Source organism: Herbaspirillum sp. B65 (genome assembly GCF_000333555.1).
GTDB lineage: Bacteria > Pseudomonadota > Gammaproteobacteria > Burkholderiales > Burkholderiaceae_D > Herbaspirillum > Herbaspirillum rubrisubalbicans.
In genome coordinates, this window is sequence record NZ_BADI01000758.1 from 1 (window position 1) to 5,033 (window position 5,033).

Below are 5,033 nucleotides of genomic sequence, written 5' to 3' on the forward strand. Positions count from 1 at the left end.
GATTCCAAATGAGGCAGCTTATTCCGTCACCAGTAATTTCGGTAGTAGCAGATACCTGTACGGCCAGAGAGACACATGCATCTCTGAACAGTCTTTTCGCATACGCCGACGCGCCAGGAGAGCCGCCGATGGGAAGTAAGCACGTAAAAGCCCTGAATGGCTCCGTCGTACAAACAAGGACCACTCCGTCGATCCGTTAGCAGTGCTCGGGCGGCTGATCGAGAACTATATGGAGCAGCCAATTGGAACCTGGAATGATGGTTCGGATGCAAAGAAAATTGAAGCGATCCTGGCGCAATGCAAACTACGTTATGTAACTGGTGGAAAAGTCGTAGCCGCGCAGATGAGCGCAGCCGCATCTCGCACGCTCGAAACCTTGCTAAAGTCTTTCGACTATCGAGCCATTGACGAAGAGTTTTCTAGGGCGCTGGAGAACGTTCAATCGGAACCGCGTGAAGCGGTTTCGGCTGCGAGCAATATATTGGAGTCTTTTTGCAAGGTATTTATCGCAGAAAACTCGTTGGAACTGCCGGCCAAGCAAGATCTGAAACCACTTTGGACTGTGGTTCGCAAGCATTTAGGATTCGATCCATCGGCCATTGCCGATACCGACCTGCAGACTATTCTAACTGGTATGCTGGCCACGGTTGAGGGCATCGCAGCATTGCGTACCCACGCCAGTTCAGCGCATGGTGCTGGCGTTACGTCCTATCGTATTGAGCCCCGTCATGCTCGACTCGCCATCCATGCTGCACACACTATTACCTTGTTCGCACTGGAGACCTGGGAAAAGCGGCGTAAGAGTGCAGGCTAATTGTTTCGCAAGATCACCACATACGCTGGTCGGCTACGCGAACAGGCACAAGGGCTAATGCTGCAAGTTAGGCCCGACAAAGGAACAGCATGATGCAAATCGGAACTCTATAATTCCATGAATCCACTACGTGAGCGCATCCGAGAAGAACGAGAAATTTTCCGCATGATAGGGCCGCGCGCATTTAGGCGGAAACGGTTCATTGCGAAGAGAGATTTACGCCCGCTACGGACCGTAATTCGACGATCAATACCGCTGAAACCAAATCCCAAGTGGAGCACCGTACGCGCCCCAAGGGGGCTGTGCCTGCTGGATAATTTTGCGCCCAGACTATGGCAACCGGTGACGGGGGATTGGCCGCCGTTCTGATCACTGCCTGCGGCGGGGCATCTAAAATCGCCGTGGCGCGGTGAATGGGCACCATCTCGCGCACGATAGCCAGCCCGAGCTCGGCCTCGGCAATGTGTCCTTATATTGGCTGACTCCCTATGGGGGGAGGGACCGATTCAGCGCGGGGATTCAGAAAGAAAATATACGAGGCCTCACCAATAGCTTGAAAAAGCTTTTTCAATCAATGGCTTAGGGACTTTTTGGCCAAAATTTCAGGAATCCCGGCCGACCCTTTAAATAGCCAATTTAGCACCTTCTTTATGCTCCCACGGCATAAAGAGGGCAACCTTAATCACTTTCAGGATTGTGTGTCATTTCCGGCTTTATCCCGGCATGGCCCCTAGAGGTGACGCGGTGTAGGAGAATGCAAATTTGCCATTTCTGATATTGAGGCTTTTAATGGGAAAGAAGCTGTAGCTGTGCCAGAACGATGCCGAGACGCGGCAGGGGCAGCTCTACTTCATAGAGTAGAAAATGGAAAATAAAACGACCTATCGCTGTACCGCGTGCCGCGAAATGTTTCCGCCCGAATACAACGGTGAGCCAGGAGTTGTTTGTGGCTCCTGTGGAGGTCCGGCTAAGACCATCGAATTGCACCTTCACGATACGATCGGTCCAATACGGGAATCATTCGAGGTGAAATCCAAGAACGACAAGATGCCTAGCAAAAGAAAACTACGGCGACACCTCCGTATAGGACAGGAAATGTCCCAGAAACTAGGCAGGTACGTCGACAAGGTTTGGGATATGAATCGAGATACCGATCGATATTATGAGCACATCGTGGATCCTGAAACTGGTGAAACCATTCACCACTGCGATGAGCCGTTAAGTGCTCATATTGGCCATGGCTACGCCAAACCAAAATCTGATCATGAACAGTAATTAAGTGGAGACTGATGGCATGACCGAAATCGACGCTATTCACATCAGCAGCGGCAACGTGTTTTCCGATTTGGGTTTCGCTCCAGATGATGCTGCTGTGATGCTAATACGCATCGAAGTAGCCGCGGCAATAATAAAACGTATTCGGAAGAACGGTTGGGCATCAACCCAGGCTGCGCGCGAACTCGACATTCCAGAGCGACTCGTAACTCAGATCATTAACACCGATCTGACAAGCATGAGCCTAGATACGCTGTGGACCATAGCGGTGAGGTCAGGACTGAATATAGAGCTAAGACTGCTCGAGAAGGACTGATTTTTCGTTCACCACCCAATTGCTTGAAAGCCAGAGGCTTGAATTTGATCACTCAAATTGACTGACGCCTCGGTTGTTGGAAGTCGGGGCAGAAGCATCAGTTTTACAAAGTTAGTACTTAAACATTTACAAAGTTCGTACTATGGACGGACAACAATCAACGTGAACCGTTTTAACTTAGGTCGTGATTTTACATAATACAAATTATGCGAAATCGGCGATATTCCAAATGCGGGAAAGCAACCAGATAAATTCTCGCAATTTGGGAACATATTTTTCTTGGCAACCACCTATCACCCCAGATAAACGAAACGCGAGCNCCATATGAGATATCCCAATATCAGATACGGCCACCAAGGCGAACTTGAGTTTTGGATGCAAGGACATTCAGTAAAGGAAATTGCCAAACGGCTTAAACGTTCTGAACGATCCGTGCATGATTGGCTACACGGCAAACGGAAAATACCTTGGTGGGTTCCAGAGATTCTCAGGCTCCAGCACTACGAATACCAAGATCGACTCAGGCAAATGGGCTTCAAAGCGCCTAAGACAAAGCTGGCCATCGCTACCGCCGACATCCTAGAGTTTCCTAAGCCCTCCGACCCGACAAGCGCCCCAAGAAAGCCCTCGAACCAGTACGCCGAATTCACCCCAACCAGCGCCCGCTAACACGGTGCTATACTGACTGAAAGCAGCCCAATGGCAACTACACTTTTTGATACTCACGAATACATCAAACGGCTTGAAGCAACCGGAATTTCAACCGAACAAGCCGAAGCCCACGCAAACGCATTAGCCGAAGCCATGAATAACGAATTGGTCAAAAAATCTGATTTGAACGAATTCCGCGCCGAAGTCGCTACAAGCTTCGCCGAGGTACGCGGTCAGTTCGAACTGCTCAAATGGATGCTTGGCTTTATGCTGGCTGGCACGGTAGGGATTTTGTTTAAGATTTTCCACTGACAAGCGCCCTGCTTTTCACGAAACAAAAAAGCCCCGAATCCGGGGCTTTTTTTGTATCAATGACCGGCATCCTCAAGGTGCTAAAGCCTATCAGGCAGCGTAGTAGATTTGGTCAACTTGGGTTCATCTAATAGCTTCGTTTTGTACGCCATCAATTGAGACTCATCAATATCAAACCGCTGTAACCATTGATCAGCCGACCAACCAATCAAACGAGGCTCACCATCAACCGATACACGATGCAAACTAACTTTTTGGGCACGCACCTCTTTAAAAAGCATGTTTGGCAAAACAAATCTTGCTGGCATCGGCTGATCAGCTGGAGCAGCCTCAGGCTTTGGCCCAGCCTGTACTATTAAGCCCGAACCATAGTCGTAGAGGGCAAACCAGTCCCTGGGAAGCTCCGAGCGGATCGTAAATAGTCCCCCTACTTTTTCGACCATTTCATGATTCACGGCAGTAAGCCAAGAAACAGTTTTTAAACCTTTATCAGCAACCGAAGCGGCACCAAGTGGGCGCCCAACATCTAGTCCTTTTAGCTTCTCAGATAAGAAAGCTTCAAACGGCTGGTTATCATTTATACGAACAATCGACAAAACCAATCCATGACCGCCATAGCCATGACGTGCTTTTAATCGCTTAGCAAAGCTTAAGAAAATCTCTTGAAATGCTGTTGGATTTTCTTCGACATAGAGGAGAGGCAAGCTAAAACGCAATACGGATGTTCCCCACCCTCCTGACTTTGCTTGCCATCCACGAAGGCCAGAAACATAAAACTCCCAGTCTCCGGCATCATGTGGTTGGCGACCACTGATGTATGCAAAGGTGACAGAGTCATCTTCCTTCATCACCTCAATCATTTTCCGCATTGATGGCGCGTCCCCATAAGCAAATCTATTAGGCCCTTCGGGCGGTTCCTCGCGCCATAACCAGGTCAAATGACCCTTTGCAATAGCTTCATATTCATCGAAGCACAAACAAATAGCTTCGCGGACTTCAGGCAAGTGCGCACCATCAAAAAACAAGGTGCCAGTTATTGCTGGAACACTCCCAACATAATCTTGAGGCCCCTTCTTTGTCAGAAGACCGCCAGGTACGCGCATCTTTTCTGGATGCTCGCGCATTAATTGAATAGGATCGAAAGAAAGGTCGGTCATGATGCACTTTCAAAAAGCCGGAGCTGTAGTCGGAGGCGGCTTCTTTGTTAATAGAGTATATAGAATTGATGCCAGAAAACTGGCCGCGCCAAGTTGTTCTATCGGTATCTTTGACCGCTCCGGCTCAGGTTGATTACAGTCGCAATTTTCTGGACCTATCGTAATAAGCTTAGTATCGTCTCCGGCAATACGTGTATAAGCCGCTGCCTGCAATTCGTCCATGTAATCAGGCGGAAATTTTATCTCTACGACCTGCTTAATGTTCTCTTGCGTCGGAGGCTTTCGGGGATCGAGGACCGTAACAACGTCGGGCCTCCGGATCATGCCGGCCCCTTTCAAATACGGAGAACCGTGGTCCACTTCCCAATACTTGCTAATCCAACCGGGGCAACAATCATGTACCTTGGTCTCTATGCTTGAATCCATAATCGGTTCTGGCGGCATTTTGGTCATATCATAATTGACCTCAAGTTTATATGGGCTGCGATGCTCCAACAGCTTATCAAGC

At 49.1% G+C, this 5,033-nt stretch carries 7 protein-coding genes; 5 read left to right on the forward strand and 2 right to left on the reverse strand.

Features of this window, described 5'->3' with window-relative positions:
* The first annotated feature begins 229 nt into the window (after positions 1–229).
* From I5W_RS17860 to I5W_RS17875, 5 genes are all read left to right on the forward strand, one after another.
* Entirely contained in the window at positions 230–814 is a 585-nt protein-coding gene (locus I5W_RS17860) for an abortive infection family protein (protein ID WP_252717091.1), read from the forward strand.
* A 1,095-nt stretch (positions 815–1,909) separates the two neighbouring features.
* Positions 1,910–2,089, forward strand: coding sequence for a hypothetical protein (locus I5W_RS32135; RefSeq protein ID WP_159106134.1), 180 nt, complete (start codon positions 1,910–1,912; stop codon positions 2,087–2,089).
* A gap of 19 nt (positions 2,090–2,108) precedes the next feature.
* Entirely contained in the window at positions 2,109–2,405 is a 297-nt protein-coding gene (locus I5W_RS17865) for a helix-turn-helix domain-containing protein (RefSeq protein ID WP_044530236.1), read from the forward strand.
* A 375-nt stretch (positions 2,406–2,780) separates the two neighbouring features.
* Entirely contained in the window at positions 2,781–3,074 is a 294-nt protein-coding gene (locus tag I5W_RS17870) for a helix-turn-helix domain-containing protein (protein ID WP_252717092.1), read from the forward strand.
* A 30-nt stretch (positions 3,075–3,104) separates the two neighbouring features.
* Positions 3,105–3,368, forward strand: coding sequence for a DUF1640 domain-containing protein (locus I5W_RS17875; protein ID WP_044530238.1), 264 nt, complete (start codon positions 3,105–3,107; stop codon positions 3,366–3,368).
* A gap of 80 nt (positions 3,369–3,448) precedes the next feature.
* On the opposite strand, the gene I5W_RS17880 is transcribed toward I5W_RS17875, so the two are convergent.
* Both I5W_RS17880 and I5W_RS30130 read right to left on the reverse strand, forming a co-directional pair.
* Positions 3,449–4,525 (reverse strand): type VI immunity family protein, encoded by a 1,077-nt coding sequence (locus I5W_RS17880; protein ID WP_044530239.1) that lies wholly within the window; start codon positions 4,523–4,525, stop codon positions 3,449–3,451.
* A gap of 9 nt (positions 4,526–4,534) precedes the next feature.
* The coding region (locus I5W_RS30130) for a VRR-NUC domain-containing protein (RefSeq protein WP_083893575.1) at positions 4,535–5,033 on the reverse strand (499 nt) is incomplete at its 5' end.